Source organism: Alkalinema pantanalense CENA528 (assembly GCF_050753345.1).
Classification (GTDB): domain Bacteria; phylum Cyanobacteriota; class Cyanobacteriia; order Leptolyngbyales; family Leptolyngbyaceae; genus Alkalinema; species Alkalinema pantanalense.
In genome coordinates, this window is sequence record NZ_JBLZFX010000008.1 from 15464 (window position 1) to 40553 (window position 25090).

General features: G+C 50.3%; 22 protein-coding genes and 1 pseudogene. 10 read left to right on the forward strand and 13 right to left on the reverse strand.

Going from position 1 to position 25090, the window contains the following annotated elements; translation table 11 throughout:
- Nucleotides 1-552: 552 nt before the first annotated feature.
- A complete protein-coding gene (acsF, locus tag ACN4EG_RS04405) occupies nucleotides 553-1620 on the reverse strand; it encodes a magnesium-protoporphyrin IX monomethyl ester (oxidative) cyclase (protein WP_431627992.1) in 1068 nt (355 codons plus the stop codon).
- Nucleotides 1621-1911: 291 nt separating this feature from the next.
- On the opposite strand from acsF, the gene ACN4EG_RS04410 reads away from it, so the two are divergent.
- From ACN4EG_RS04410 to ACN4EG_RS04425, 4 genes are all read left to right on the forward strand, one after another.
- Nucleotides 1912-2670, forward strand: coding sequence for a biliverdin-producing heme oxygenase (locus ACN4EG_RS04410; protein WP_431627993.1), 759 nt, complete (start codon nucleotides 1912-1914; stop codon nucleotides 2668-2670).
- 436 nt (nucleotides 2671-3106) lie between these two features.
- Nucleotides 3107-4504 carry an oxygen-independent coproporphyrinogen III oxidase gene (hemN, locus tag ACN4EG_RS04415; protein ID WP_431627994.1) on the forward strand — a complete coding sequence of 466 codons (1398 nt, stop codon included), beginning with the start codon at nucleotides 3107-3109 and terminating at the stop codon, nucleotides 4502-4504.
- A gap of 337 nt (nucleotides 4505-4841) precedes the next feature.
- Nucleotides 4842-5930, forward strand: coding sequence for a photosystem II q(b) protein (psbA, locus tag ACN4EG_RS04420; RefSeq protein WP_431627995.1), 1089 nt, complete (start codon nucleotides 4842-4844; stop codon nucleotides 5928-5930).
- Nucleotides 5931-6116: 186 nt separating this feature from the next.
- Nucleotides 6117-6965 (forward strand): acyl-CoA desaturase, encoded by an 849-nt coding sequence (locus ACN4EG_RS04425; protein ID WP_431627996.1) that lies wholly within the window; start codon nucleotides 6117-6119, stop codon nucleotides 6963-6965.
- Here the strand turns inward: ACN4EG_RS04425 and ACN4EG_RS04430 are convergent.
- On the reverse strand, nucleotides 6962-8278 hold the full coding sequence (locus ACN4EG_RS04430) for a site-2 protease family protein (RefSeq protein ID WP_431627997.1): 1317 nt from the start codon (nucleotides 8276-8278) through the stop codon (nucleotides 6962-6964). The genes ACN4EG_RS04425 and ACN4EG_RS04430 overlap by 4 nt on opposite strands.
- A gap of 491 nt (nucleotides 8279-8769) precedes the next feature.
- On the opposite strand from ACN4EG_RS04430, the gene ACN4EG_RS04435 reads away from it, so the two are divergent.
- Nucleotides 8770-9408: a phosphoribosylanthranilate isomerase gene (locus tag ACN4EG_RS04435; protein WP_431627998.1), complete on the forward strand. Its 639-nt coding sequence runs from the start codon at nucleotides 8770-8772 to the stop codon at nucleotides 9406-9408.
- A 41-nt stretch (nucleotides 9409-9449) separates the two neighbouring features.
- Here the strand turns inward: ACN4EG_RS04435 and ACN4EG_RS04440 are convergent, their stop codons facing one another.
- From ACN4EG_RS04440 to ACN4EG_RS04460, 5 genes are all read right to left on the reverse strand, one after another.
- Complete coding sequence (locus ACN4EG_RS04440; protein ID WP_431627999.1) at nucleotides 9450-9593, reverse strand: hypothetical protein; 144 nt, start codon at nucleotides 9591-9593, stop codon at nucleotides 9450-9452.
- Nucleotides 9594-9631: 38 nt separating this feature from the next.
- On the reverse strand, nucleotides 9632-10822 hold the full coding sequence (locus tag ACN4EG_RS04445) for a TRC40/GET3/ArsA family transport-energizing ATPase (protein WP_431628000.1): 1191 nt from the start codon (nucleotides 10820-10822) through the stop codon (nucleotides 9632-9634).
- A gap of 122 nt (nucleotides 10823-10944) precedes the next feature.
- On the reverse strand, nucleotides 10945-11352 hold the full coding sequence (locus ACN4EG_RS04450) for a DUF2358 domain-containing protein (protein ID WP_431628001.1): 408 nt from the start codon (nucleotides 11350-11352) through the stop codon (nucleotides 10945-10947).
- A 35-nt stretch (nucleotides 11353-11387) separates the two neighbouring features.
- Nucleotides 11388-11945, reverse strand: coding sequence for an NUDIX domain-containing protein (locus ACN4EG_RS04455; RefSeq protein ID WP_431628003.1), 558 nt, complete (start codon nucleotides 11943-11945; stop codon nucleotides 11388-11390).
- Nucleotides 11946-12160: 215 nt separating this feature from the next.
- Nucleotides 12161-12727, reverse strand: a complete 567-nt coding sequence (locus ACN4EG_RS04460; RefSeq protein ID WP_431628004.1) for a hypothetical protein — start codon at nucleotides 12725-12727, stop codon at nucleotides 12161-12163.
- 246 nt (nucleotides 12728-12973) lie between these two features.
- Between ACN4EG_RS04460 and ACN4EG_RS04465 the strand changes: the two genes are divergently transcribed.
- Nucleotides 12974-13198 carry a hypothetical protein gene (locus ACN4EG_RS04465; protein ID WP_431628006.1) on the forward strand — a complete coding sequence of 75 codons (225 nt, stop codon included), beginning with the start codon at nucleotides 12974-12976 and terminating at the stop codon, nucleotides 13196-13198.
- Nucleotides 13199-13210: 12 nt separating this feature from the next.
- Here the strand turns inward: ACN4EG_RS04465 and ACN4EG_RS04470 are convergent, their stop codons facing one another.
- Nucleotides 13211-14692 carry an ABC transporter substrate-binding protein gene (locus ACN4EG_RS04470; RefSeq protein WP_431628007.1) on the reverse strand — a complete coding sequence of 494 codons (1482 nt, stop codon included), beginning with the start codon at nucleotides 14690-14692 and terminating at the stop codon, nucleotides 13211-13213.
- A 455-nt stretch (nucleotides 14693-15147) separates the two neighbouring features.
- Nucleotides 15148-16389 (reverse strand): DUF4912 domain-containing protein, encoded by a 1242-nt coding sequence (locus ACN4EG_RS04475; RefSeq protein WP_431628008.1) that lies wholly within the window; start codon nucleotides 16387-16389, stop codon nucleotides 15148-15150.
- Between the two features lie 450 nt (nucleotides 16390-16839).
- Between ACN4EG_RS04475 and ACN4EG_RS04480 the strand changes: the two genes are divergently transcribed.
- Nucleotides 16840-17625, forward strand: coding sequence for an MlaE family lipid ABC transporter permease subunit (locus ACN4EG_RS04480; RefSeq protein WP_431628009.1), 786 nt, complete (start codon nucleotides 16840-16842; stop codon nucleotides 17623-17625).
- Nucleotides 17626-17680: 55 nt separating this feature from the next.
- On the opposite strand, the gene ACN4EG_RS04485 is transcribed toward ACN4EG_RS04480, so the two are convergent.
- From ACN4EG_RS04485 to ACN4EG_RS04500, 4 genes are all read right to left on the reverse strand, one after another.
- The gene (locus tag ACN4EG_RS04485; RefSeq protein WP_431628010.1) at nucleotides 17681-17941 is read right to left on the reverse strand and encodes a YiaA/YiaB family inner membrane protein; all 261 of its coding nucleotides are present in this window, start codon (nucleotides 17939-17941) and stop codon (nucleotides 17681-17683) included.
- Between the two features lie 216 nt (nucleotides 17942-18157).
- Entirely contained in the window at nucleotides 18158-19102 is a 945-nt protein-coding gene (locus ACN4EG_RS04490; protein ID WP_431628011.1) for a hypothetical protein, read from the reverse strand.
- Between the two features lie 570 nt (nucleotides 19103-19672).
- Nucleotides 19673-21001, reverse strand: a complete 1329-nt coding sequence (locus ACN4EG_RS04495) for a hemolysin family protein (protein WP_431628012.1) — start codon at nucleotides 20999-21001, stop codon at nucleotides 19673-19675.
- 59 nt (nucleotides 21002-21060) lie between these two features.
- Entirely contained in the window at nucleotides 21061-22941 is a 1881-nt protein-coding gene (locus tag ACN4EG_RS04500; RefSeq protein WP_431628013.1) for a DUF1565 domain-containing protein, read from the reverse strand.
- A 311-nt stretch (nucleotides 22942-23252) separates the two neighbouring features.
- Here ACN4EG_RS04500 and ACN4EG_RS04505 point away from each other — a divergent pair.
- From ACN4EG_RS04505 to ACN4EG_RS04515, 3 genes and pseudogenes are all read left to right on the forward strand, one after another.
- Nucleotides 23253-23528: pseudogene (locus tag ACN4EG_RS04505) on the forward strand (element excision factor XisH family protein); the annotation flags it as partial.
- Complete coding sequence (locus ACN4EG_RS04510) at nucleotides 23513-23821, forward strand: element excision factor XisI family protein (RefSeq protein WP_431628014.1); 309 nt, start codon at nucleotides 23513-23515, stop codon at nucleotides 23819-23821. The pseudogene ACN4EG_RS04505 and the gene ACN4EG_RS04510, both read left to right, overlap by 16 nt.
- Before the next feature lie 59 nt (nucleotides 23822-23880).
- On the forward strand, nucleotides 23881-24960 hold the full coding sequence (locus ACN4EG_RS04515; RefSeq protein ID WP_431628016.1) for a thiamine phosphate synthase: 1080 nt from the start codon (nucleotides 23881-23883) through the stop codon (nucleotides 24958-24960).
- The last annotated feature ends 130 nt before the right edge of the window (nucleotides 24961-25090 follow it).

Genomic DNA, 25090 nt, shown 5'->3' on the forward strand with positions numbered 1-25090 from the left:
ACAGCAAAATCGTTAATCCAACAAGGCCCCATCGCCCTGAGGGAAAGGGTGATCGAAGTTTGGAGGTTTTTGACGGACGGGACGAGATCGGGGGCTTTGCGGTGCTGATCATCAGGCGTTACGACAAAGTGAACTGCAATTCATTAGGTAGCAGTTCTAATTTGGCGTGATTTACAGAAAAGCGAAAGAGCTGCCCCAGCAAAAATAGCAAATTGTAAAATACTTGATTTAAATAAAAAGAGTTGTAAAACGATCCAATCATGATGTAATACCAAATTGATTAATGAATGCTACAGATCCGATCCCCCCTAGCCCCCCTTTAAAAGGGGGGAATTCAGGCAAATTCTTTCAAAGTCCCCCTTAAAAGGGGGATTTAGGGGGATCGTTATGTGTTGCAATTATCAGTTGATTTGGTATAACAAAAGGAAAAGGCATAGTCAACGCTATGCCTGGTGATCGCTCAAGTCTGATTTTGGAAGGATGTTAAAGGCTAGATAGGTCGATCGGTTATTGCTTTCCGATCGCCTTAGGAGACTGGCGGTTTGTGGAGGATTAACGCACCGTTCCCCGTAGCGCTTCAGCATCGATCGGTTTCAGTAAGTAAATCTTCAACAGATGCCCAAAAATTCCCAGTTGCAACGGTAGCTTGCGCAGTGCTTTTAACCATTGGGGTTGGTTGGACTGGTTGATTTCGGTGATTTTGAGATTGAGATCGGAACAGGTAGAAAGGCGATGGAAAAATTCAGGGTTTTCCGTGTCTAGTACCGATGGGAAGGTTCGTGCGGCGGTTTCGTTGGTTCGCCGAATGACATCTTCATCAAACTCCGTCGGATCAATCCCCAACAAGCCATAGAAGCCCGATCGCTCATGCACCGTTAAGGTATGGGTGGCAAAGACCGTCAGCAGGAAAAATCGACTCCAGAGCCGCGATTGCCAGGTTTTCCACAACTGCGGCTGCGATCGCAACAGAGCTTTAAAGATATCCCCATGGCGGTTTTCATCCTGACACCAGGGTTCAAAGTAGCGGAACAGCGGATAGAAGTGATTTTCGGGATGGGCTTGCAGGTGGCGATGGATCAGAATGTAGCGCCAGTAGCCAATTTTTTCCGAGAGGTAGACAGTGTAAATCACCCACTCGATCGGAAAGAATGTATAAGTCCGCGCCTTCGTTAACTTTGCCAAATCCATCGATCGGTTAAAGTCGCCCATGGCCTTGTTGAGGAAACCCGCATGGCGAGCTTCGTCCCGCGCCATTAAATGGAACACTTCCGACAAGACCGGGTTGCGATCCTTCAAGCGACGGGACAGTTCCTTAAAGAGCAGAAAGCCGGAAAATTCCGAAACGCACGATCGCTCTAGATAATCCAGAAACGCCTGCCGATCTTCCCCTTGTAAATGCTCCCACGATCGCTCAAAGGACTCATCCCGGACGAAGTGGTGTCGGTTGTAGTCCGCCCGCATTTCCGCAATCATGGCCTGGATTTCCTCCTCCTGGGCGGAGAGATCCAACTGAGCTGCGACATCAAAGTTCGTGGTGTAGAAGCGGGGGGTCAGCAGATTTTCCTGAATCTCAGCGTAGCCACGATTGCTCGCGATCGGCTTGATGGGTGTTTCAACCATGGTTTCCTCGAAAAATAAATGCAGAGTTATGAAGCGCTAAGTGGGGGAGCCAAAACAATATCGTGATTTAACGAAGCAGCTCAAAGAAGCCTTTATGAATGACATGGGCGCAGGGATATAGACCCAACAGATCAGAAAATATCTCAGATTTGAAAGGACTTTGCAAGCCTCTCACAAAACTTCACCTCCACGCCATTTGTTAAGTTATGAGAATATCCTCTTTATTTAATCCTTTAATCGCCATATGGTAATTAAACGTTTATAGAACTTTACCTGGATGAGGGTATAACCATGACGGTTGATTTGGCCGCGCGCCTGCGGGAAGGAACCCAGCAAGCCCATACCGCCGCCGAGAACTCAGCATTTATGAAATGTTTTTTGAAGGGCATTGTGGAGATCCATCCCCTGCGTAAGTTACTGGCGGATTTGTACTTTGTTTACTCGGCGCTGGAGGAAGAACTAGCCAAGCACACGGATCATCCGATCGTCGGGCTAATCCAGTTTCCAGAGTTGAACCGTCAAGCCGCCTTGGAAGAGGATTTAACGTTCTACTACGGCCAAAATTGGTGGGAGCAGATCCGGATTTCCCCTGCGGCCCAAACCTACGTCAGCCGCATTTACGAAGTCTCTAGTTCCGAGCCTGCGCTGTTGGTTGCCCATGCCTATGTGCGTTACATGGGGGATCTGTCCGGGGGCCAAGGGCTGAAGAGCATCATTCGATCGGCCTTGAATTTACCCGCCGATCGGGGCACCAGTTTGCATGAATTTAAGGCGTTGCCCACGGTGGAGGCGCGGCGTAATTTTAAGTTTACCTACCGCGATCGTTTGAATGAGTTGCCCGTGGATGAAGCGCTGGCCGAGCAAATCGTCAACGAAGCAATTCTGGCCTTTAGCCTCAACCGCGACATTTTCCACGAGCTAGAGCCAGAAGTGAAAGCCACCATTGGCGATCATGTGTTTGAACTGTTGACCCGCCAAGATCGGCCTGGAAGTACCGCTGCCCATTCCAGAGGTCATGGCGCTGCTGCTGAACTGGTTACAGCGGAATAATTTGTCATCCTGCAAGAATGCTTTACCGTTTTTTGCGGCTAAGTTTTATGGATATTCAGTCGATCGCAAACCATCGATCGCTGAGTGGGTTGAGATCCCCCCTTCAAACTCGATCCCCCCTATCCCCCTTAATAAGGGGGGAACCGGAAAGTTTGAAAGTCCCCCTCATTAAGGGGGATTTAGGGGGATCAACACCCGCGCGATCGACGAGATTTTCCACTCGATCCCCCCTCGCCCCCCTTATTAAGGGAGGAACCGGAAAGTTTGAAAGTCCCCCTTATTAAGGGGGATTTAGGGGGATCAACACCCGCGCGATCGACTGCAATCCTAATAGAACTAACAGCCTTCGGGAATTACTTGGAGTGATGGGATTCACTTCAGCTTAAACATCACTCCTCCCCTTACTTCAGTCACAGAAAGGAGAACATTAAGTCCAATGCAGCTTACGTCCCAAGATGTCACCTTCGACGCCAACCTCCTCCAGAAATACAATCGTCCCCTACCCCGCTATACCAGCTATCCACCCGCTACGGAATTGGATACGGACTTTAATGCCATTGACTTAGTGACTTCGATCGCCGTTGGTAATCACAAACAATCCCCGTTATCGATTTACTGTCACATTCCCTTTTGTGAAACTCCTTGTTACTTCTGCGGTTGCAACACCATCATCACCCAACGCAAAGCCGTCTCTGAACCCTATTTGGATTACTTAATTCGCGACATTGCCCAAACGGGTGCCCTGGTCAAAGGCGAACAACGGGTACAACAATTGCACTGGGGCGGTGGCACGCCGAATTATTTGTCCCTCGATCAAGTCGAACGGCTGTGGAACGCGCTCCATCAACATTTTTCCTTTGATCCGGCAGCGGAAATTTCCATTGAAGTTAATCCCCGTTACCTCGATCGGGATTATATCCACGGTCTCAAAGCATTGGGCTTTAACCGCATCAGTTTTGGCATTCAGGATTTCAATCCCCAGGTGCAGGAAGCGATTAACCGCGTGCAGCCGGAGGAAATGCTTTTCCAAGTCATGGACTGGATGCGGGAAGCGCAGTTTGAGAGTGTCAATATTGATTTAATTTACGGTTTGCCTTTCCAAACCCTAGCGACCTTCCGGGAAACGATCGCGAAAACCGTGCAACTCAACCCCGATCGCATTGCAGTATTCAACTTTGCCTATGTGCCTTGGTTGAAGCCAATCCAAAAGCGGATGCCTCTGGAAGCGATGCCCGAGGCTGCGGAAAAGTTGGAAATCCTGCGTATGACGATCGATGAGTTGACCCACCAGGGCTACGTCTTCCTGGGAATGGATCACTTTGCTAAACCTAACGATGAATTGGCGATCGCCCAACGCAACGGCCAACTCCATCGCAATTTCCAAGGCTATACCACCAAGCCGGAATCCGATCTACTGGGCTTTGGGGTGACGTCGATCAGTATGCTGCACGATGTTTATACCCAGAACCACAAGCGACTGAAAGATTACTACCAAGCGATTGATGCCAAGGAACTGCCGATCGAACGGGGCGTGACCCTCGATCGGGATGATGTCTTGCGGCGGGCGATCATCATGGAATTGATGTGTCAGTTCCGCTTAGATAAAGATGCCGTAGAAGAAAAGTATGGCCTGCATTTCGACCACGACTTTGATGAATACTTTGCCCAGGAAAGTACAGAACTGGACGCCCTGGAAGCCGACGGCCTCTTGCATCGATCGGCCAACCACCTAGAAATTACGCCAGCAGGACGACTGTTGATTCGTAATGTGGCGTCGGTGTTTGATGCCTACCTGCGTCGTCAGAATAAATCGGCATTCTCGCGATCGATTTAGCAGACGAATCCGGGGCGAGCGTCCCAACAAATTGCCAATCAGCCTGCTTGACTTCTTCAGTGTTATATCGTTAAATAGTTATATATTCAGTCTGAAGCGACTGCGGTCTTCAATTCATTCCCTTCCTCCATGACCAATCCTCTCCAAAAAGCGCAGTTTGTGATTGCAATTTCGATGACCCCGATCGTCCAGATTTAAGCCATCGAATCACTCACAGACCCACGAATTGAAGCCGTAGGCTGGCGGTACAAGAGCCTCCATCACTGCCTACCCTAGCCATTGCACATCTTGCAATTTCGACTTTCAGACTGAATTCACTTCAACGAGCACAGAAATCATGACAACCACTTTCAATGATCTTCAGAAGAGAAGTCTCTGGGATCGATTTTGTAACTGGGTGACCAGTACCGAAAATCGACTTTACGTTGGCTGGTTCGGGGTTTTGCTCATTCCCACCGCCCTCGTTGCAACCATTGTTTTCATTCTGGCCTTTATTGCAGCGCCTCCCGTCGATATCGACGGGATTCGGGAACCCGTCACGGGTTCGCTCCTGGGGGGAAATAACCTGATCACTGCCGCAGTTGTCCCTTCTTCCAACGCGATCGGCTTGCACTTATATCCCATCTGGGATGCAGCCAGCTTGGATGAATGGCTCTACAACGGTGGCCCCTACCAAGTGATTGTGTTTCACTTCCTGATTGCCATCTATGCTTACATGGGTCGGCAGTGGGAATTGAGTTACCGCTTAGGAATGCGGCCTTGGATTCCCGTTGCTTACTCTGCACCCTTGGCAGCTGCAACCTCGGTCTTGTTGATTTATCCGATCGGTCAAGGCAGTTTTTCTGACGGGTTAATGCTTGGCATTTCCGGTACGTTTAACTTCATGATCGTATTTACAGCGGAGCATAATATTTTGATGCATCCGTTCCATATGCTGGGTGTCATTGGTGTGTTTGGTGGCGCGTTGTTTTCAGCGATGCATGGTTCGTTGGTCACCTCTTCCCTAGTTCGTGAGACGAGCGAAGTGGAATCTCTCAACTACGGTTACAAATTTGGGCAAGAAGAGGAAACCTACAACATCGTGGCCGCCCATGGCTACTTCGGTCGCTTGATTTTCCAATACGCTTCCTTTAACAACAGCCGATCGTTGCACTTCTTGCTAGCAGCTTGGCCCGTGGTGGGGATTTGGTTTGCAGCCCTCGGGATTAGCACCATGTCCTTTAACCTTAATGGGTTTAATTTCAACGCTTCGATTCTGGATAGTCAGGGGCGAGTCGTGGATACCTGGGCTGATTTGTTGAACCGCGCCAACTTGGGAATTGAAGTGATGCACGAACGCAATGCCCACAACTTCCCCTTAGATTTAGCGGCCTCTGGTTCAGCAGAACCGATCGCCCTCTCTGCTCCAGCAATTACCGTTTCCTAGATGATTGCTTCCCACGCAGCTTCTCACGTTGCTTCTGACAATTAATTGCCTTAGGTTATTGGTTTGGCGAGATAACAACCTAACGATTTCCGCGAGTTGGTATTTCGATATCAACTCGCATTCCTACGACAGTTTTTGTTTTTCGTTCATAGTTTTCGTTCATTTTTCAGGTGCGGAGGCGTTTGCATGACTTCAGAATTAATGCCAGGAAAACCGGAACAGCCCTTAAAAATCGATCGACGGGCAGTGGTTTTCTTTGCGGCTGTCCATGGGGTGGCTTTGCTAGCGCCTTGGTTCTTCACTTGGCAGGCGTTGGGCGTACTCATCTTTTTGCATTGGTTCCTCGGCAGCATTGGCATTTGCTTAGGCTATCACCGTTTGCTGAGTCACCGCAGTTTCCAAGTGCCGCAGTGGTTGGAATATGTCATTGGGTTTATTGGGGCTTTAGCGCTACAAGGGGGGCCGATTTTTTGGGTCAGTGGCCACCGTCTGCACCATGCCTTTACGGAAGATGAAGTGAAGGATCCCTATTCAGCACGGCGCGGATTTTGGTGGAGTCATATGCTGTGGATCTTGTATCCTCGCCCAGAATTCTTCGAAAACCGTCAGTACGAACGCTTTGCCCCAGATTTAGCCCGCGATCGCTTTTACCGCTGGCTCGATCGCTACTACATTCTCTTTCAGATTCCTTTAGCGATCGGATTGTATTGGCTAGGCGGTTGGCCGTTTGTCATCTATGGCGTGTTTGTTCGTGCGGTTTGTCTATGGCATAGTACGTGGTTTATCAATTCCGTGACCCATTGCTGGGGCTATCGCACATTCAATACCGCTGACAATTCCCGTAACCTCTGGTGGGCCGCCATTCTCACCTATGGCGAAGGCTGGCATAATAACCACCACGCCTATCCCAACGTGGCTAAAGCGGGATGGCGTTGGTGGGAAATTGATCCCACTTGGTGGGTCATCCAAGTCCTGCGAGTGCTAGGACTAGCCCAAAAAGTGGTTATGCCGCCGGTATATAACCGTTATCGCTAGTGCTGCGATTCCGTGGGGTGGGTTGTGGAAGCCTCGGGTTGTACAGGCAGATTACCCACCTTGCGATCGGCTTGTAGCGTCATCACCGTGGCCGCGATCGCCCCTAGGGGCAGCCCTGGCGGATAGGCTCCGGAGGATTTCACTTGCTTGATCAACACGGGAGAGACGGCAAATCCAAGCTGTTCTCCTACGGTGCGGGTGATATCACCCCGATCGATCACCCCAGCCACCGCCCCCGCCGGGGTCAGAACAGTAATTTGCGTCAGGGATTCGGTTTCCATTTTATGGATCGTTTCCGCTAGGGATGTTTTTTCCGTAACCGATGCAATGGTTACCAGTGGAATAGCAATGTCCCGTAGGGTTTTGTGATCCCATTGACTCCGCTCCACAACTTGCAGCATATCGGCACTGACCCAACCGCGATAGCGACCATCGGAGGCCGCGAACAACATGCTTTTGGGATTTTCAGTTAAGACAATTTCCTCCGCAAACTGCCGCAGGCTCATCTCCGCATCCAACACCCGAAAATCACGGGTCATGACGGTTTGGGCTTCCATCTTCAAGAGCGTTTCCTGCACATCGGTAAAGCGATCGGCATTCAAGGCATTCCGCCGCATGAACCAACCGATCAAAATGCCCCAGATACCAATCACCGACGGTAACCCTAATTCTGCGGTAATCCCCAGCACATCCGCAAAGCCCACTAAGCTAATCACCCAGCCCAGCCACAGCCCCGTTTTTGCAGCCCAGTGCGCCCCGGTTAAATAGTCGCCGCTATACTTCCACACCACCGCTTTCAGCATTTGGCCGCCGTCCAAGGGCAAACCCGGAATCAGGTTAAACATCACCAGGGTGAGATTCAAGGTGGCGAGGCTGGACAGCACGATCGACAGCACCATCCACAGCGGATTAGTGGAAAACGGTAGGAATAACCCGATCGCGGTGAAGAGCAGCCAGAGGCCAAAGCTGACCAATGGCCCTGCGATCGCCACTTGTAGCATGTCCGTGGGTTTGGCAGGTTCCTTTTCGATCGAGGCGACGCCCCCAAAGAGAAAGAGCCGGATCGAGGTAACATCGATACCCTTGGACTTGGCGACCAGACTGTGACCCAGTTCATGGAGCAGCACTGAGCCAAACAGCAACAACGCCATGACGAAGCCTGCGCCATAGGCAATTCCTGCGTTCCAACTGGGATGGCTCTGCTGCCAAACCAGACCATCGCGGAAAGTGATCCACCCAACAATCAGGAACCAAGAGGGATCAATATAAAGTGGAATTTTAAAGAGAGAGCCAATGCGCCAACCAGTTTGCATGGGATTTCGGGGGATTTAAGGTGCCGTTTTCTCTAGTGTAAACGGAGGGTTCAGCAAATTGCCCCGGAAACCCTCCCGGCTCTTGGGGGGATTGCCCCCTAGCGACAGTTGCTGGGTATAACCTAGCGATAACAACAGTCCCTACAAATAAACAGTCCCTACAAATAAAAACTGGCTGAAGGAAACCCCATCAACCAGAACCATGACAACACTTCGAATTTTTGACAACCCGCGTTCCGCACATTAGAGTCGTGGAATGAGAGCAACACCGTTGTGGGTTGGTGCGAATTGCCATTAATGGGATTATAGGGATATAGATTGACTAATCTCGATCAATCGTTTGAAGAGTTAACAAACTGATTAAGTTTTGCAACGAAGCGTCGGAATCTTGTGATGGTTTTTGGGACCAGGCTGACCTATTGGCTTCACTGGAATGTTGATAGGGCTGGGTTACGAGGGTTAGGTTGCTATTTTTCCTGGGACGATATTTCATGGCTTTGCGTATCAAAATCTGTGGCATTACCCAGCCTGAGCAGGGGCAGGCGATCGCGGCGGTGGGAGCCCATTCCCTTGGGTTTATCTGTGTACCAGCGTCGCCTCGCTATGTGACGCCACAGCAGATCCGGGCCGTTGGAGCAGCCTTGCCGGAGACGGTGGTGCGGGTGGGGGTATTTATGAATGAGGCGATCGAAGCGATCGTGGAGATTGTCCAGGTTGCCGGGTTGACGAGTATCCAACTGCACGGGAACGAATCGACGGAGGATTGCGATCGCCTGCGGGAGTTGCTGCCGGAGGTGGAGTTGATTAAGGCGTTCCGGATTCGCACGATCGACGATCTGGACTATACGCAACTGTATGAGCCCCATGTGGATTGGCTATTGTTGGATGCCTATCACCCCACCCTGGGCGGTGGCACAGGTAAAACGTTGGATTGGCAAACATTGCAGGCATTTCGTCCTGGGAAGCCCTGGCTGTTGGCGGGCGGCCTGACTCCCCAGAATGTCTGTGAGGCGCTGCAATGGATTCACCCCCAGGGAATTGATCTTTCCAGTGGCGTGGAAAATCAACCGGGGGATAAAGATTTGGCTTTGGTAGAGCAGTTATTTCAACAGGTGAGCGAATATAGGTAGCCGAGTCAGCAGCAATTGCGGTGATCACTCGACCGGATTCCCTAGGCTGTGCCTCTGAGGGCAGCCATTGTTAGATCGGGAATCTTGCCTTGTGTCGATCGCAGTTGACCAGCCATCCAGTTAGCCAATCGTGGGTTCGATCGCTTCTTCGATCGAACCCCCACAGAAACAAGCTGAAATGTCACCCGCATTATCCAATCTTCAATCAGCAATGCCTTCCAAATCAGATTCTGGCGGGATCAGCAAAGCGAATCTTGAGATAATCCTCCTCCATTTTTGCTCCCGATGGTTGCAACGCGGCCAATGCTTGTGGCAACACTAAATTGCGGCGATGGTTACCAATCCGAACATTTAACTCGTCGCCTGTCTTGCTCAGTTCAATTTGGCTCTTTTCAATGCCGGGTAAATACATTTCTAAACTGTACTGATTATCTTGCTGCACTACCCGCAAGGTCGTTTCTCGGTAGTACACTTGGGTGGGATCTTCCGTTCCTCCAAACAATGTATCCTTCAAGCGATCGAGCGCTGCTAAGCCGCACATCTCCTCGGAATATAAGGGCACTTCCTTAATGGGCAAAGGCCGGAAATTATCATGAATTTCCTGCTTGTATTGCTGTTGGTTTTCCTTCCAGCGTTGGAAGAAGGGATCCTGAACGCTTTCTGGAATGATGCGATTGGCAATCACTAAATCCGTTGCCACGTTGTACAAACTCAGATAAGCGTGAGCCCGTAGTGATTCCTTAATCACCATCTTTTCTGGATTCATTACCAACCGTACCGATGTTTTGGTTGAATCAGTCAGCACCTTTTCCAGAGCTTCAATCTGCTCATAGAACTCGTAGGGCGCGTCCATCACTTCCTTATCGGGTAACGAGAATCCCGCGATCGGTCGGAACAATGGCTCTACGATCGGACGCAAAGCCATGGACATCCCTTGGAACGGCTTATAGAACTTGCGCATGTACCAGCCACCCACCTCTGGCAAACTCAGCAACCGCAGTGCCGTTCCCGTGGGAGCCGAATCAATAATCAGCACATCGTACTCGCCTTCGTCGTAGTGGCGTTTCATCCGCACCAAGCCGAAAATTTCATCCATCCCCGGCAGAATCGCCAACTCCTCCGCTTGGACGCCCTCCAATCCCCTTGCTTGCAACACTTGGGTGATGTAGCGTTTCACCGCGCCCCAGTTGCCTTCCAGTTCCATGAGTGCGTCGAGTTCTGCGCCCCATAGGTTGGGCCGCACCGATCGCGGATCGTGGCCCAGTTCCATATCAAAACTATCGGCCAAAGAGTGAGCCGGATCAGTACTCAATACCAGCGTCTTGTAACCTAGCTCCGCACAGCGCAGGCCAGTGGCAGCCGCAACAGACGTCTTGCCTACGCCACCTTTTCCGGTCATCAAAATTACACGCATGGGAGTCTGAATTCCTACTCTGAGCAATGTTTACGTTTTTTAACTTATTCTCATTGTGGCATAGGGATTGGATTTCCGGGTGGTTCGGTTGGGAAAGGGAAAGGGTAGGCGGGTGGGGAGAATTAGGCAGAGGGACTGCGCCAGGGGAAATGCTGCTGTAGGACAGACCAGCGGGAACAGTACCAGTAATCAATATGAGAAATAATGAGTCCTTGATCGTTGGTAATTAACTCGCTCCAGCCGGAAATGGCAATGCGGGGTTGCCAGGGGAGAGGAGTCGTCCAGTGTAAAGTCCAGTCAGTACGGATGTTGGGGCCGTCTTGGGTGATGTTGTGTAAATCGAGCCGGACTTCGCGAAACCATTGTTGAATAAAGCCAATCATCTGGCGATAGCGATCGACCCCCCGAAACTCGTTCAACGGATCTTTGAAAAATACATCCGCTGCGTAAATGCTATAGGTTTGATCGTTGGGGAAACGATCGTAATCTTGGCGCAAAATTTGTAGGAGATTGGGCTGAGTCTGATCCATAACCACCTGAATGAACGAACTGATGGCCACCCTCTCTAGGCCGATCGCAGGAGCCCCGCTACTTGCAATGCCGGAATAAAGTGAGGCATCAAAATGGGTTCAAGGGCTGCTAATTGGTTGAGCGAATGCCATTTGTAAGCTGTATGTTCACCATTCAGCCGAATTTCGGGTACTGTTTGATCACACTCTAGGGCAAACATTTCCAAGTGCAATTTAACATCCGGTTCATCGATCGTATATGTGCCACACTCCCGTAAGGACATCTCATCGGCCAACTTCCACCCAATTTCTTCCTGAAATTCCTGGATGAGATGATCACGACAAAATTGCGGTCGATCGTGAATCCAATCAATATTATCGATGTAACCGGAAACCGTGCTCCATTTGCCCGAAAACTGCACTAGGTTCGATCGCTCCAACAACAGAATGCGATCGCCCTGCAGGACATAGCCCGTCACACCGACCTTGATGGGGACATGGCGAAAATTCAGCACCCGATCGGTCGTGGCTAACGTTCCCAAGTTATCTGCTGCTGCGACTTGCAATAAATAGGAACGTAAACTCGCACGATCGGGGAAAAATACTTGTTTCATAATTTCCACGTTTGCATACCTCTCCCCTGAATCGGATTCATTTGAATTCCCATGGACTCGACCTTTTAATTGAATAGCAGATTTATTGAATGACGGGTCAAACTGGATAAACCCGGATAAGCAGCGCACCCGATCGATTAAACAATCTAGTTGAACATTGAGCAATTTGAATGTTTAGAGATTCGTATGTTGAGTAATGCGAACATCTAGTCATCTTAAGGATCCACTTCAGGCCACAATCGTTCTAATTGGTAGCGCCATGCGGCCAAGGTTTGCTGTTTCGCTGCTTCGCTGTCTTCCAAATCTCCCATCACCCCTTCAGTATAAAAGTGTTCCAACGTTTGCAAGGTGGCCTCCATTGTCTGCCCTTGTAACTTTGCGGCTCTGATGATTTGGCGAACTTGTTTTTCAATGAAGGTGTTAAAGACGGTATTGAACCCATCTTGAAACAAAATAATCAAGCGTTGAATGGCAGCCTTGAAATCTTCCGGCACTAAACTTTCACAGGCATGGTGAAATACTGCCCATAGGACATCTTGTTGGATGGCGTAGCGGGTTTCCTGGGTTTCATCAAAGTTGGCTTCTAGCAACTCCTGCAAAAATGCCTGTGCTTCCACAGCAGGTGCGATCGGGACTAGCATCCGTAGCCACGTTTGATCGTCCGATAGCAAAACCAAGAGACGGAAGCCATCCTGCTCAATTTGATAGGAGCCGGGGGCTAGGGCTTGGGCGCGATCGCCAAAAAGCGTGGCTAGAATGTTCGGAATTTCTTGAGGCGTCATAGTTTCAGACGGGACGTTTCAGACGGGACGTTTCAGACGGGATGTTTTTAGACGGGATGTTTCAGACGGGATGTTTTTAGACAGCAGCCTACAGGGTCTAGGTTACAAGGCAGAGGGGACACCTCGCTATCCCTCGATCGTTAGAGCCTTACTTCTCCATCCTTGCCGTCCGATCGTCCTTTAGAATCATTAGCGGTGGTTCAACCCAGGCTGCCAGTCCATACTCCTTACAGGTGATGATCGAAAATGGCAATGTCCAAAATAGAAACCAAGCAATTACTAGAGCGCGTCATTTTTGATGACTCTACGGCTCAGGATTGGGTGCAGGATGTGTGGGGCTTGAGTCCAATGCTGGGAGACAGTGCGGCCAAGTTGCTAGAAGTGTTTGAACAATTGATCGAATATTGCCCAGAAGAACCCTTGGAGCATTTGCTACACCAGATTTACCAAGAACAGATGGAGTCCTCCTAGGAGGATCCATTCCTAGGGAGATCCATTCGGCGAAGCGATCGAGGACACGGGAACAAAATCGTAGCCAGTGCCTGAAGCGCGGCCTGGTTTCACCGTAATCAAAACCGCTGCACTATTGCGATCTCGGGATGGCAAAAACTGAATTCCGTTAGCTGCTCCGTTAGCTGCAAAATCGGGTTTTACCAAAGTTTGTTGAATCTGAGATCGCACCTGTTCTCGGAATGCCTTAGTTTCCTGCGGATTGGCTGTTCCGGGACGCTGTGAGGTGGTTTGCAAGGCTTGCTCAATGGCTTGGAAGGCGTCAAAGGCCATCGCGGTGCGCCAGTTCACCGACCCGCCCCACAGTTGACGGGCATTGCGGGGAAAGGGGTTATTGGGAAAGGCATCGGGATGCCAGGGCACTGCCAAGACCAGCCCCTTGATATCAGCCTGTCCTGTCTGTAGGGTCTTAAACGTAAACAGCGTTGAACTGCCGTAGAGGGGCAGTCGTCCTTGATTGGCCCGCGCAAACCCAATGGCGCGATCTAGCCGATCGATATAGGGAGCTAGAAAGATCCCTTCGGCACCAGAACTGACGAGTTTGGGGATGACCACCTCAGGATTAAAATCTGGAGCCGACAGATCGCAAGGGACATTGATGTACTGGGCCTGTAAATCAAAGAGGGCTGCAATAAATTCATCCCGTGACGTTTTCGGTTCTTCCGTTTGGGCATCGGCGCAGACGGCTAGCTTAGTTTTGCGATCGGTTTGAACAGCGTATTTTGCAATCAAATTAGCCACTGATCGGACGTTCGGGACTGTCCGGAAAATATGATCGCCAACGTCGGTTAAATTTTTGCCAAAACTGGTGGGCGAAATCATAACTAACTTCCCAGCTTGATAGATGGGTGCTCCAGCGAGGGAGGCATTGCTAGCGTTATGGCCGACGACCGCCACGACCTCGGAATCGTTGATTAGATGGGTGGCAATGGCTTTAACAATTTCAGGGTTGTTGTCATCATTGGCAATCAGAATCTTGGTTGCAAAGTTACGATTCTGTTGATTTCGTTCTGTTTGCGACTGGGCCACCCCTCGCAAAATTTCCTTGGCAACATTCAAGTTACTCCCGATCGGGACGCTAACGGCGATCGTAAAAACGGTTCTGCCCTGTTGCTCCAAAAGGATAGCTTTCGCGTTATTTAAATAAATCCGCGTTTCTGGATCATTGGGCTGGGCGGCTAACGCAGTTTCAAATTGGGAGATGGCCCGTGGGAAATCCCCCTGACTAAAGGCTTGCACTCCTTGAGTTTTGTCTGGGCTGGCATTGTCCAGAATGAGTAGTTGGTTTCCAAAACTGAGTCGATCGTTGAGATTGCCTGTCGTGAGTTGATTCAGATTGGTCGGCAGTTGGATCTGCATCCCCGATCGTTGTAGCCACCACAGCCCTGTTCCCAACAATCCAGCAGTAATCAAGAAAGCCAAAATTAAGGCAACAGTATCGTTCTTGCGCTGCATTACTCATCCTACGGCTAACACACCTGTGCTATCAGCCTATAGCATTCCAGCGATATCATCCTAAGCATCCTACCGTTAGCACCTCAAGTTGAAATCTCAAGTTGAAATCTCAAGTTGGAATCTCAAGTTGAAATCTCAAGTTGGAATCTCAAGTTCAACTTTCCACCGCGAGCAATCTAGCGTTCGCAAAAGCCAGCTTTAGCAACCTACAAAAAGCCCCCAGCAATTGCCAGGGGACAGGAAGGGAGAGATCAAACTTGCTAGAGGGAGCATTCTCAACGATCGCTGTAGATTTCAGCTTTCACTGGCGATCGTTGGATGCTTAGCTAATGCTCCCTACGGACTGGGAGACGCAAATTCCGCAAAGTTTATTGAGGCTTTACACACGGCCAGTTACGAACCTCAATCAACTTTCAAGCAACCAACTTTTGAGCAATCAACGTTCAAGCAGCGGACTAGGAAGGAATATCGATCCATTCTTCGATCGCTTCTTCCTTGGTGTTCGTCCGGCGTTCTAGGGTTTGCCGCTCAAAGTTCATGTGGATAGCCCGGTTTTGCTCACCATCTGCCGCCACCGCAAAGATGGGGAAGTTAAGCACACCATCTTGGAAGGACATCTGGAAGCGGAAAGTGCCGTCGGAATTAAGCTTGATGGGTTTGCCATCGACGTAAACGGTCGCATCCGGCTCGGTTGCGCCATATACAATCAGTTCCGCGTCGGCAATCAGCCAGAACTTGCGAGGACGGGGAGGCGCAGCCGAAGCCGAGAAGCCAGCCCCCGACATGGTCAGACCAGACACCGTCGGGATCGCCCACATGCCCACGCCGGATGGGAAGACATAGGAGCTGAGGCTCTCGATGTGTTGAATCGAACCAGCCACCGATCCCGGAATGTGCTGCATAGAACCGTAGAGAGAGCCCGCAACCCGCATGGCTTCAACATCACCGGCCAAACCAAACATTTCTGCGTGCGTTCCAACTCCACCCTGTGCCGTCGCCATTGCCGCAGCCTTCTTGCTGGGGGGAACCAGCTCTGTGAAGGTCTTTCCGGCTAGGTCTTCTTCCCAGGAAATGGTCAAGAAATGATCTTCAATCCAATCAGAGGGGTATACCGGAGGAATCCGTACCGCTGCCGATCGAGCCAAACTTAGCCAACGACCATCCCAAGCCCGATAGCCAATCTCCACAACATAATCGCGATCGCTGACTGGAACCGGCAGGTACCACTCCCGAGACAGCTCATCGCAACTGTACTCCTGCAAACTGTGGGGCGCTTGGTAGTTGACATTAATGTCAGTGACGTCATAGAGGCGCAACGCTAACTGTTGGCCGCCTTCCCGGCGCAGTTCATCCTTGTGCTCGTTGGGGATATCCCAGTAAGCGTAGGCCCATTGCGGGTCTCGGGGCAGCAACACAATCCGGCTTTCACCGTAGCCACCGGGCAGATCGGACAGGGCTTCATCAACATCAGCGAGGGTTAGGTCAGCTAGGGGCATTTCAATACTCTCAACAGCGGCAGCTTGCAAACCATACTTCGAGGCTTCGATCGTGGCTTCTTCGGATCCTTGTCTGGCGACGATCGCGGTGAGTAGCTGATCCTTCCGCATTCGACTGTAACGGGAGACGCCTACGGCGCTGGCCACTCGGCGTAACTGCCGCAGTGTCATCTCGCTCAATGGAATTCCTTCTTGAATCATGGCACCTCCAATTTCTTTAGCCGAACTTTCTAGCCGAATGGGGGATCGCAAACCCTTGAGCCTATAGTGCACGGATTCCCCTTGGGGATCAACCCCTGAAACGATCGTTTTATCCGGGTTTCAACCGTTTTATGGGGGTTTCGGGGATCGTTATGTCATGATTCCCTAACAAATAGGTATTTATCGAGATCATTCATGTCATGGAAATTTAATATTCAAGCTGATTGGAGTCCATGGCCTTTGACCACAGCTTGGATCACCTGCGATCGATCAAGAAGCTAAGGGCAGAAATTTTGAATTTGCAGAAACACGGTAAGCTCAGACAGAGACGTTCCGCCTATCATCGGTTCATCTTCAAGTTCATCGGTTGCAAGCTCGTTTATTGCAAGTTGGTCTCTCTCTGGGTCTCTCTCATTGCTCAACCGTCTTCACTCTGATATCTGAAGTTCTATGGCTACCAGTTCGCTTGCTAAGTGGGGAAATCGTCTCATCGCTGCCTGTTTTTTGGCGGGGCAGGTGGTGGTGCACCTATTGCAAGGCAAAATTCACCGCCGCAATACCTTAGAGCAGATGGTGCTGGTTGGCCCAGAATCCCTAGCGATCGCCCTTCTCACTGCGAGTTTTGTGGGGATGGTCTTTACGATTCAGGTGGCACGGGAATTTATTAATTTGGGTGCAGGTTCAGCAGTGGGTGGGGTGCTCGCGATTTCGCTATCGCGGGAATTGGCTCCAGTTTTAACGGCGGTAATTTTAGCGGGACGGGTTGGCTCAGCCTTCGCAGCGGAATTGGGCACGATGCAAGTGACTGAGCAAATTGATGCACTTTATATGCTGCGCACCGATCCGGTGGATTATTTAGTGATTCCCCGGGTAATTGCCTGTTGTTTGATGTTACCGTTGCTGACGCTGATGTCTCTAGCTACGGGGATGACAGGCGGAATGTTTATTGCTGATTGGATGTATGGTATTTCCCACCATGTTTTCTTAGATTCAGCCAAGAATTTTGTTAATCTTTGGGATTTGTGTAGCGCTCCCATTAAAGGTGTTGTGTTTGGATTATTGATTGCGATTATTGGCTCCAGTTGGGGTTTGACAACCACAGGGGGGGCCAAAGGCGTTGGGCAATCGACCACTACTGCGGTTGTTACTTCTTTGTTAGCAATTTTTATTACGAACTTTTTCCTTTCTTGGTTAATGTTCCAAGGCCCAGGAAGTGCGGTATTGAACGGGTTATAGTGTTTATCGTGGGTAGTTTATTGTTGGTAAGGATCGTGCTGGGCTAGTAATCGTTCTAACTTTGCTTCGTCAATTCGAGACAGCACTTTTTTGATTCATGCAAATCTCGAGTGGTTTTGGCTAAACTCAGGGACGAGCCAACTGAAAACATTAACCCCATCCCTAAATATGCTCGAACCCAGGGTCTAACCGGTGCATAGAAAATTCCCATTGTAGTTGCGGTAATAGAAATCACAAAGGATAGCCAGACTTGAGTGATCCATGCCACACTATGATCCTGACTAGAGGCGAGATTGTTCGGTTTTGATGAGGTCATAAGTTGTAAGGCGCTGTCAGTGCTAAAGCGCAGTCAGTTGCAAATATTTTTACTTGCAAAACCCCACTGGTTTAAAGACAGTGCATCTAGTTTGAAGACAGTGCATTATGGGGCTAGGCAAGTGTTCATTGAACTAAAATTTACATCAACAAATTTACATCAACAAATTTACATCAACGGAGTTGCTGATGGATTTGTTAGTGTATGAGTATTTTGCTATTCTCCAAGGGCGATGTTTTCTACGAGATCGGAGAAGTGTTCTGGCTCAAAGAGACTCTGCTCAAATAAACTCTTTAGGGCGATCGGATGCAGTTGACGATTCCATTCCTGTAAACGCACCATGACTTGTAAAAATGTAAAGGTGAGTTCGATCGTCATCGGTAATCTTTGCAGAAGCGGAATAGATGCTGATGATGAATGAATAGGTTCTCCCGAAGATGTTTGATCCTGCGCTTGATCCGGCGAGGGTTCATGTGCTTGATCAAAAGGGGTGAGAAATTCTTGTTGTAAACGTTGTAACTGCACTAGAAACTTGCCACCTAAGGCCCAACGGCTCAGACCCCATACTCGTGCGAGTTGGTAAATCTCCGATTGCAACAGATGGACGATCGCCTGTTGGAGATCGCCTGTTGAATGCGCCATTAACCAAAAGTAAATCGAAATTGCACTTCCAGTATGGGTAATGCGGTGGTAGAGCTGCTGAGATAAATCGTTGGCAAAGTAATCTAGATCAAGGAGCTCCTTAAGTGCCGTCTGAATATCCGGTGCAATGGGTGGCAACGACTTCGTAATTTTTGTAGTCTGTAGCCACTCTTCTAAATAAGCGCTGACACATTCATCAGAAATGGGTTCAACTTGCATTAAGCTCGTTAAAACCTGTACAAATAATTCGCGATCGATGCCAATCACTTGATTAGAAACATGCAAGGGCGTTGCCTTCCAAGGGCAACTGTAGGCGTATTCGGCAGGCTCTGTAAAATGGGTGAGATGATAACTCAGTTGTTCGCTGCTGAGGTAGCGATCGAGCAAAGTTGTGATACGTGCGCGAGTGTGTAAGTAGTTGGGATGGGATACCCAGGAACCTGCAATATCTCTATTTTCGTTAAGCACATTATGGGATGAATGCTGGGGCAAATTTTCAGGAACAAGCAATGTATGCATATAGCATTTCCTCCAATGGGGCTGAAGGAGAGAGGGATGGGCGTGAGGATCCAGCAGTCTAGGGTGGATAGCTCATCCCTCATCAGGGTGCATGTTTCTAGAATGACGCCGAAGTTCCGATCGATTGGCTTAGTTTTTGGCTGAATTTTTGGCTAAGTCAGATCCCTCTAGTCCAGGATTGCAGGAAAACCCTAGATCGAGGTTGATGCTCAAGTTGAAGTATCAAAGGTGAGACTGTTGCGAGACTGTTGCGAGGCGGTTGCGAGGCGGTTCAATCAAGACTTTCCAGCTCAGCTATCCCTAGGGGTTCTTTCCTAGGGGCACTTTCTTAAGGGCAATATAGTCCTGAAGACATCAAAAAAGTCCTAAAGACATCACAAACTTTTTCTTGCTCTAACCTAACATGCCCAAAACAGAATGGATATCACCCGAGGGGATGACCCACCTGGATATATTGGGGGACAATGGGCGGCCCTTCGGAAAACTGGATGGCATAATAACTCTGATCGATCGGAGTCAGATCAATCAGAGTCAGGTGGCTCATCGGAGCAGGTGGTGTGATGATGGCAATTAATCGGCAATCAGTGAGTTCGATCGTGCCTCAGGCATCACTAACACCTTGTCTACTCGGTTCCCATCCATATCCATGACCTCAAAGCGTAACCCATCCCAAGTAAAGTGATCGGCGGACATGGGAATGCGGCCTAAATACATCACCACAAATCCACCTAGGGTTTGATAACTGCCGCGATGCTCCCCAGGGAGGTCTTGTTCTTCAAGTTCCAGCAATTCTTTGAACTGATAAATCGGCAGCATTCCGTCCAACAGCCAAGAGCCATCTTCCCGCTGAATAGCTTGGGGTTCTTCCAGTTCTTCTGCACTGGGCAGATCCCCTACCAATGCTTGCAGGATATCTGTCAGGGTCACCAATCCCTGGATCACACCATATTCATCCACAACAAAGGCGATTTGATTTCCCGTTTGCTTAAATAATTCCAAGACTTTAAGCGCACGGGTACTTTCCGGTACAAAAACAGGTTTTTGAAGGGACTTCGTAAAATCCAGTGGATCGCCATCTAGGGTTTCCATGAGTAAGTCGTAGACTTGGATGACCCCCAATAGGTTGTCGAGTCCACCTTGGCAGATGGGAAAGCGAGCATGGGAACCTTCATGCATGGCGCGACGATTTTCTTCGTCTGAGTCGTCTAAATCGAGCCACAAAATGTCTACCCGAGGCGTCATAATGGCACTAATTCGCCGATCGCCCAGTTGAAACACCCGCTTCATGATGTCTTCTTCGGCCTGTTCGAACATTCCGGCTTCGGTGCCCTGTTCAATCAGTACCCGAATTTCCTCCTCTGTTACTTGAGGTTCATCGGAAGGGCGGATACCCAAAATTTGCAAAACGACATCCGTGGACTGGCTCAGCAAATAGACGATCGGAGCAGCTACCTTTGCAAGTAAACTCATCGGCCCTGCCACCGTTGCAGCAATGCCTTCGGGGGAGTTGAGAGCCAGCCGTTTAGGAACCAATTCCCCCAAAATGAGGGTGAGATAGGTCACTGTTAAGACTGCCAAACCGAAAGCTAGGCCCTCGCTGTAGGACTTGAGGATCGGAATGTCTTCCAAGATTGGCTTAAATACCGATGAGAAGACCTGTTCCCCAAATGCCCCAGAAATAATTGCAATTAACGTGATCCCAACTTGGGCTGCTGCCAAAAAGTTATTGGGATTGTTCGCGAGGTGGAGGGCAGACTTGGCACCTTTGTCGCCTTGATTGGCGGCCTGCTGCAACCGTACTTTTCGGGCAGACACGATCGCCATCTCTGACATCACAAACAGGGCATTGGCGATAATCAGCAGCAAAATGATGAGAAAGTTAGTGGCGAAGGAAGACATGTCCCCTGGGGATAGCGAGAAGATGACTGTCTTAGTTTATCGGAGAACGCTAAGATCGCCTAAAACTCCTCAATCATGGCTTGGATTCCCAGGCTGGTTAAACTTTGCAGCAGTTGTTCCGCCTTGGCTCGATCGCTGAAGGCTCCGGCTTGCAAGACGGTTTGGCCTCGGGACGTAGTGGTAAAGGCATCGGGAACGATCGTCCGCAACGCCCGCTCATCGGATAGGGGCGCTACCACCCGAACGCGCAGAACCGTAGCAGGTGCGCCCGATCGAGTCGGGGGAATGGGCGGACTGCCTGCGCTAGGTCGTGTGCCTCCTCGCCAAACGGGAACCGCTGCCATATCGCCAACATTACCGAGGGGAATATTAGAACCGGGTACGGGGAGCACATTACTGGGTCGGGGTGCTGGCGTGGCCGTCCAAGCATTAAAGGTTAGCGGGGCGGGGCTAATAACACTGGGATTAGCAGCGAGGCTGGAAGGTGTGGCCGTGCCTGCGGTAAAGCGATCGCTTTTAGCTTGTTTGGGCAAGGGGAGCGATCGGCTGCTGGAACTTGTGGGAGCGACGGCAACGGGCACAATCACAGAATTCGGTGGTGGAGTACTCGATCCGTTGCTGGTGGGTACGACTACATTGTTGGGCCGAGGGGCGATCGAGATCGGGGTAGCTACAGGTCGTGAAGGTTCGCCGGATGTGGGACGCGAGAAGGTAATTTCCCGTACGGGTTGTTCAGAGGGGGCTGCTGTTGATGCGATCGCAGGCGATATGGCTGAAGTGGCGACAGGTACAGGAATCGGCGTCGCAGTCGGGCGGGTAGGTGCAGTCGGACGGGTAGGCAGGGCTGTACTCAACCTCAGCGGTTCTCGGTTCTCTACAGGAACTGCTGCAACGGTAGCCGCGTTCAAATCCAGGCGGCCACTACTGGTGGAGAACTGATTTCCCGCCGCTGGAATGATCTGGCTACTGGTTTTGGCATTGACATCGGATTGTCCATTGCTGAGGAATGTATTATTTCCCAAGTCGCCCACCGTGCCTAAATCCGGTTGAGTATTGGCGATCGCGACTAGGCCGTCCCGCTCGTTGCCATCGATCACATTACCCCGCAGGATCGGGCGGGCATTCCCTTGCACAACGACCCCATCTTTGTTTTGGGTAATGCGGTTCCCGATCAGACGGGGGGCAGCATTTTGGGCAACGTTGACGCCAAATCCGGTTTTCTCAAAAATGTTTTCCCGCAATTCAGGCCGAGAGGTGCCGTAGATTGTGACGCCATTGGCTCCGTTTTCGTAGAAGTAGTTATTTTTCAGAACGGGGGCGCTATTGCCAACGATCGACACGCCATCGTGGTCACTGCCTGTAAAGGTGTTGTCGCTGAGGACAGGGCTACTGGACTCGACCCACACCCCGTAGCCTTGGGGTTCAGGGTTGGATACCGTGACGCCACGCAGTCCGGCCCGATTCGCTCCCACGATCGCCACATTCTGCCGCCCAAAACTCTTGCTCAGGAAAACCCCGGAACCACGAATGACGATATTCTGCCCCCGATCGCGGGGTTCGCCTTGCAGGGTGACACCGGGTTTGAGGTTGATGGGAAAGACTTCCCCATTGGCGGTGCTGTAGGTGCCGGAGGCTAGGACGATGATGGTATTTGGCTGGGCGAGTTGTAGGGCTTTGGTAATGCTGCGCAGGGGGGATTGGTCGCTACCATTGTTGCCATCGTTGCCCCCCTGGGAATTGACAAACAAAAGGTTGTAATCTGCCGCTGGGGTTGCTTGGGCAATTTGGTAAGGGGAGGTGGGAACGGGACTGGCGATCGCGGGTAGGGTATTCAGCACGCCTAGCCCTAAGGTTGTCAGGAGACTAACTTGTAAAATCTGCGCAGGACGAGGAACACAGCACAATGGACGATCCAGGTGACGACTAGACTGAGGAGTCACGGTAGAAATCTCCTATTCACGGCTTATAGGATTATTGGACTTGTAGCTTACTCGAAATTTCTCGGTCTGATGCACTGGATCTGAACAAATTTTCAGGACTCGGAAAATTTTTGCAAGGAGCTGAGGATGACCAGGATTTACTAGTAGATAGATGGACGATCGCTGAAATTGTTTCCGTACAGCAATCAGTTGGATCTGCAAATGCTTTAATAAATCACAGATTCTTGCAGTCCCCTCAGCCAACTCTATGCATTGATCCCCATCATTCCTCTTAAAGGCTGATTTAGGAGCCGAGAAGTTTTTTTACCGCCGACCAAGACGGACGCAAAGTTGCTGTAGAAGTGAAAGATTTCGATGGGATGTCTGTGATCAGTGAACTAGAAAAAACGATGGGGCAGCTTCAGCTTTATCAATGGGCCTTGGAAAAACAGGAGCCAGAGCGCGAATTGTTCTTGGCGGTGAGTCAAGACATCTACATCAAGCATTTCCAAAAGCCGATTTTTCAGATGGCTGTGCAGCGCAATAAAATCAACCTTTTAGTTTATGAACCCAGTCAGGAGGTCATTCTGCAATGGATCAAACCTTGAGTTATGCAGACATTCTAAAAAAGACTGTGCGAGCAGCGGTGGTCAATCAACCCCGATTGCAGGAAATTAAACTCTATTCTGTGTGCGACACTGAGTCTGGTCATTTTTTGGTTCTGGCAACGGGCTGGGACAAGCAACGTTGGATGGACACCATCTTGTTTCATGCTCGTTTGGTGGGGCAGCAAATCTTTATTGAGGAAGATAACTTTGAGGAGAGCTTAACTCAAGTGCTCATTGCGAGTGGAGTTAGAAAAGAGGATATACGGCACGAGGATCTCAGGGCTACGGCATAAAGTCCCTAGCCACCGCTCAAGGGACACGTTACGATGATTGAGGTTTTTCGAAGGTTCCCATGAGTTCTGCTGCGCTGTATCGCATTCTGGACGCCAATCTCGATCGCGCCCGTGAAGGGTTGCGAGTGGTGGAGGAATGGTGTCGCTTTGGCCTCAATCAGGCGGCGTTGACGGAGCAATGTAAGGCGATGCGGCAGGAATTGGCCCAGTGGCACCTACCGGAATTTCGGGCAGCGCGAAATACGCCGGGGGATCTGGGAACCCAGATGACCCATCCCCAGGAGGCCAAGCGGGACAGTATTGCCCAGGTTTTGCAGGCGAATTTGTGCCGAATTGAAGAATCGCTGCGGGTACTGGAGGAATACGGCAAGGTGCATAGTGCCGAAATGGGCGCTGCCATGAAGCAAATGCGCTACAAAATCTATACCTTGGATAGTCAGTTGCAAGCTAGCTCACAAGCTAGTCCTTTACAAACTCAGACATTAGAGACGTTACCGGAACTGCCAACCATGACGCTTTCCCGCCACGATCGCCTCCACCAAGCACAACTGTACTTAGTGACTTCGCCGTCCGATCGCTTAGTTGAGGTGGTGGAATCTGCGCTGAAAGGCGGGCTGACGTTAGTGCAGTACCGCGATAAAAATACCGATGATGGATTGCGGTTCGATCGGGCAAAGCAGTTAAAAGCGCTCTGTCAACAATACGGTGCCTTGTTTATTGTCAACGATCGGGTGGATTTGGCTTTGGCGGTAGATGCGGATGGGGTGCATTTGGGCCAACAGGATTTGCCCTATGAAGTGGCACGGCAGATCCTGGGGCCGGATAAAGTTATTGGCCGATCGACGACGAATCCCGAGGAATTTGCCAAGGCGATGCAGGAAGGAGCCGATTACATTGGCGTTGGCCCGGTGCATGAAACGCCGACGAAAGCCGGGAAAGCCGCTGCCGGATATGACTATGTGCACTATGCCTCTGAGAATTGTGCGATTCCTTGGTTTGCGATCGGGGGGATTGATCTAAGTAATGTGCAAGCAGTCGTTGATGCGGGGGCGCGGCGGGTTTCTGTGGTACGAGCCGTGATGGAAGCGGAGAACCCTCAGGTCATGACCCAGCAATTCCTCGATCGATTAATGGCCTAAGGGCTGGTGAATGACCGTGAGATTGTTGGGTGTTTGTAGGATGATCGCGGGGTTTTTCTAGTTCTCCTAGTTGTTCCTGTGGTGGCAGATTCAGGTTGGACTACTGCGAACTTTATAATTGAGATTGAGT

Excerpts from the sequence above, each read along its gene's own strand:
- acsF (WP_431627992.1), bottom strand. The coding sequence starts at position 1,620 with ATGGTTGAAACACCCATCAAGCCGATCGCGAGCAATCGTGGCTACGCT.
- ACN4EG_RS04410 (WP_431627993.1), top strand. The coding sequence starts at position 1,912 with ATGACGGTTGATTTGGCCGCGCGCCTGCGGGAAGGAACCCAGCAAGCC.
- hemN (WP_431627994.1), top strand. The coding sequence starts at position 3,107 with ATGCAGCTTACGTCCCAAGATGTCACCTTCGACGCCAACCTCCTCCAG.
- psbA (WP_431627995.1), top strand. The coding sequence starts at position 4,842 with ATGACAACCACTTTCAATGATCTTCAGAAGAGAAGTCTCTGGGATCGA.
- ACN4EG_RS04425 (WP_431627996.1), top strand. The coding sequence starts at position 6,117 with ATGACTTCAGAATTAATGCCAGGAAAACCGGAACAGCCCTTAAAAATC.
- ACN4EG_RS04430 (WP_431627997.1), bottom strand. The coding sequence starts at position 8,278 with ATGCAAACTGGTTGGCGCATTGGCTCTCTCTTTAAAATTCCACTTTAT.
- ACN4EG_RS04435 (WP_431627998.1), top strand. The coding sequence starts at position 8,770 with ATGGCTTTGCGTATCAAAATCTGTGGCATTACCCAGCCTGAGCAGGGG.
- ACN4EG_RS04445 (WP_431628000.1), bottom strand. The coding sequence starts at position 10,822 with ATGCGTGTAATTTTGATGACCGGAAAAGGTGGCGTAGGCAAGACGTCT.
- ACN4EG_RS04450 (WP_431628001.1), bottom strand. The coding sequence starts at position 11,352 with ATGGATCAGACTCAGCCCAATCTCCTACAAATTTTGCGCCAAGATTAC.
- ACN4EG_RS04455 (WP_431628003.1), bottom strand. The coding sequence starts at position 11,945 with ATGAAACAAGTATTTTTCCCCGATCGTGCGAGTTTACGTTCCTATTTA.
- ACN4EG_RS04460 (WP_431628004.1), bottom strand. The coding sequence starts at position 12,727 with ATGACGCCTCAAGAAATTCCGAACATTCTAGCCACGCTTTTTGGCGAT.
- ACN4EG_RS04465 (WP_431628006.1), top strand. The coding sequence starts at position 12,974 with ATGGCAATGTCCAAAATAGAAACCAAGCAATTACTAGAGCGCGTCATT.
- ACN4EG_RS04470 (WP_431628007.1), bottom strand. The coding sequence starts at position 14,692 with ATGCAGCGCAAGAACGATACTGTTGCCTTAATTTTGGCTTTCTTGATT.
- ACN4EG_RS04475 (WP_431628008.1), bottom strand. The coding sequence starts at position 16,389 with ATGATTCAAGAAGGAATTCCATTGAGCGAGATGACACTGCGGCAGTTA.
- ACN4EG_RS04480 (WP_431628009.1), top strand. The coding sequence starts at position 16,840 with ATGGCTACCAGTTCGCTTGCTAAGTGGGGAAATCGTCTCATCGCTGCC.
- ACN4EG_RS04485 (WP_431628010.1), bottom strand. The coding sequence starts at position 17,941 with ATGACCTCATCAAAACCGAACAATCTCGCCTCTAGTCAGGATCATAGT.
- ACN4EG_RS04490 (WP_431628011.1), bottom strand. The coding sequence starts at position 19,102 with ATGCATACATTGCTTGTTCCTGAAAATTTGCCCCAGCATTCATCCCAT.
- ACN4EG_RS04495 (WP_431628012.1), bottom strand. The coding sequence starts at position 21,001 with ATGTCTTCCTTCGCCACTAACTTTCTCATCATTTTGCTGCTGATTATC.
- ACN4EG_RS04510 (WP_431628014.1), top strand. The coding sequence starts at position 23,513 with ATGGATCAAACCTTGAGTTATGCAGACATTCTAAAAAAGACTGTGCGA.
- ACN4EG_RS04515 (WP_431628016.1), top strand. The coding sequence starts at position 23,881 with ATGAGTTCTGCTGCGCTGTATCGCATTCTGGACGCCAATCTCGATCGC.